Source organism: Luteibacter sp. KNZ12-1A (genome assembly GCF_056755675.1).
Map to the genome: position 1 here is coordinate 1 of NZ_JBPGXU010000190.1, position 1,807 is coordinate 1,807.

Genomic DNA, 1,807 nt, shown 5'->3' on the forward strand with positions numbered 1-1,807 from the left:
GTATAGAACCAAGCCGGGGGTGGGGCGGGGGAGGAGGGGTTCGACCCGGCATGAGGGGATTTCGCTAACCCAGTGACTGGATTTGTGAATTAGTGCCGGTAAGCGGCCCGACCGGCCGTTGCCAATCTGTTAAGTTTTAGATCTAATGCCTTCGCGCCGAAGACCAATTCCGACAAGGCGCGGGGAAGGGGGAATCGTGGGGCTCTTTACACCCAAGGCGGCGCCGTTGATCGGCGTCGACATAAGCTCGACCGCGGTAAAGCTGCTTCAACTCAGCCAAGCCGGCGGGCGCTATCGCGTCGAACACTACGCCGTCGAACCACTCCCACCCAACGCGGTGGTGGAAAAGAACATCGTCGAGGTCGAGGCGGTCGGCGAGGCCATCCGCCGCGCCCTGGCCCGTTCCGGTGCCAAGATCAAGCACGCGGCGGCGGCCGTGGCCGGCTCCGCGGTGATCACCCGCATCATTCCCATGTCGGCCGATCTCTCCGAGGACGACCTCGAAGGCCAGATCCAGGTCGAGGCCAACCAGTACATCCCTTATCCGATCGAGGAAGTCAGCCTCGATTTCGAGGTGCTCGGCCCGGTTCGCGACAATCCCGAGATGAATAACGTGCTCCTGGCCGCCTCGCGGACGGAGAACGTGGACATGCGCATCGCGGCGCTGGACCTGGGCGGCCTGACCGCACGGGTCATCGACGTGGAGGCCTTCGCCATGGAGAACGCCTTCGGCATGGTGGCCGACCAGCTCGCGGTCTCCCGCGACGCGCTGGTCGCCGTCGTCGACATCGGCGCGACCATGACGACGCTGGCGGTGCTCAAGAACCAGCGCACCATCTACTCCCGCGAGCAGGTCTTCGGTGGCAAGCAGCTGACCGACGAGATCATGCGCCGCTACGGCCTCTCCTACGAGGAAGCCGGGCGTGCCAAGCGCAAGGGCGGGCTGCCCGAATCCTACGAGATGGAGGCGCTGGAGCCGTTCAAGGAATCGCTGGTCCAGCAGGTCAGCCGCCTTCTCCAGTTCTTCTTCGCCGGCAGCGAATACAGCCGCGTGGACCAGGTGGTACTCGCCGGCGGTTGCGCTTCCATCGAAGGCATCACCGAACTGCTCGAACAGCAGCTGGGCGTGCCCTGCGTGGTGGCCAATCCGCTGGCCCGGATGGCCTTGTCCAGCCGCGTGCAGGCCCAGACCCTTGCCCAGGATGCCCCCGCGTTGATGATCGCCGTCGGCCTGGCCATGAGGAGTTTCGACTGATGGCACGCATCAACCTACTTCCCTGGCGCGCCGAACGTCGCAAGCAGCGGGAAAGGGAGTTCTATACCCAGCTGGGCCTCGCCTTCGGCGCCGCGCTGGTGGTGTTGATCGGCTGGTCGTTCTGGATGGATGCCCGCATCGACAACCAGGGCGAGCGGAACACGTACCTGCAGAGCGAGATCAAGCAGCTCGACGACCGTATCGCGAAGATCAAGGACCTGGAGAAGGTCCGTTCCGACCTCCTCCAGCGCAAGCAGATCATCGAGCAGCTCCAGGCCAACCGGTCGCAGATGGTCCACCTGTTCGACGAGCTCGTGAAGACGATACCTTCCAGCGCCCGTTTGTCGGGCATGAAGCAATCCGGCGATTCCATGTCGTTGGACGGCGTATCCCAGTCCAACTCCAGCGTGGCCGAGTACATGCGCAACATCGAGGCCTCGCCCTGGATGGGCCATGCCGACCTGCGCAAGACGGAGAACACGCACGACGCGTCTCGGATGCCGTATCGCTTCGGTCTCGATGTACACCTGAACCTGTCTCTTATACACATCT

The 1,807-nt window shown here is 63.6% G+C and carries 2 protein-coding genes; both read left to right on the forward strand.

Annotated features, from left to right (window positions below):
* The first annotated feature begins 196 nt into the window (after nucleotides 1-196).
* Complete coding sequence (locus ACR9ZJ_RS19265) at nucleotides 197-1,255, forward strand: pilus assembly protein PilM (protein ID WP_306851013.1); 1,059 nt, start codon at nucleotides 197-199, stop codon at nucleotides 1,253-1,255.
* Nucleotides 1,255-1,807, forward strand: a 553-nt coding sequence (locus ACR9ZJ_RS19270; RefSeq protein ID WP_481288675.1) for a PilN domain-containing protein, incomplete at its 3' end; no start/stop codon positions are given. The genes ACR9ZJ_RS19265 and ACR9ZJ_RS19270, both read left to right, overlap by 1 nt.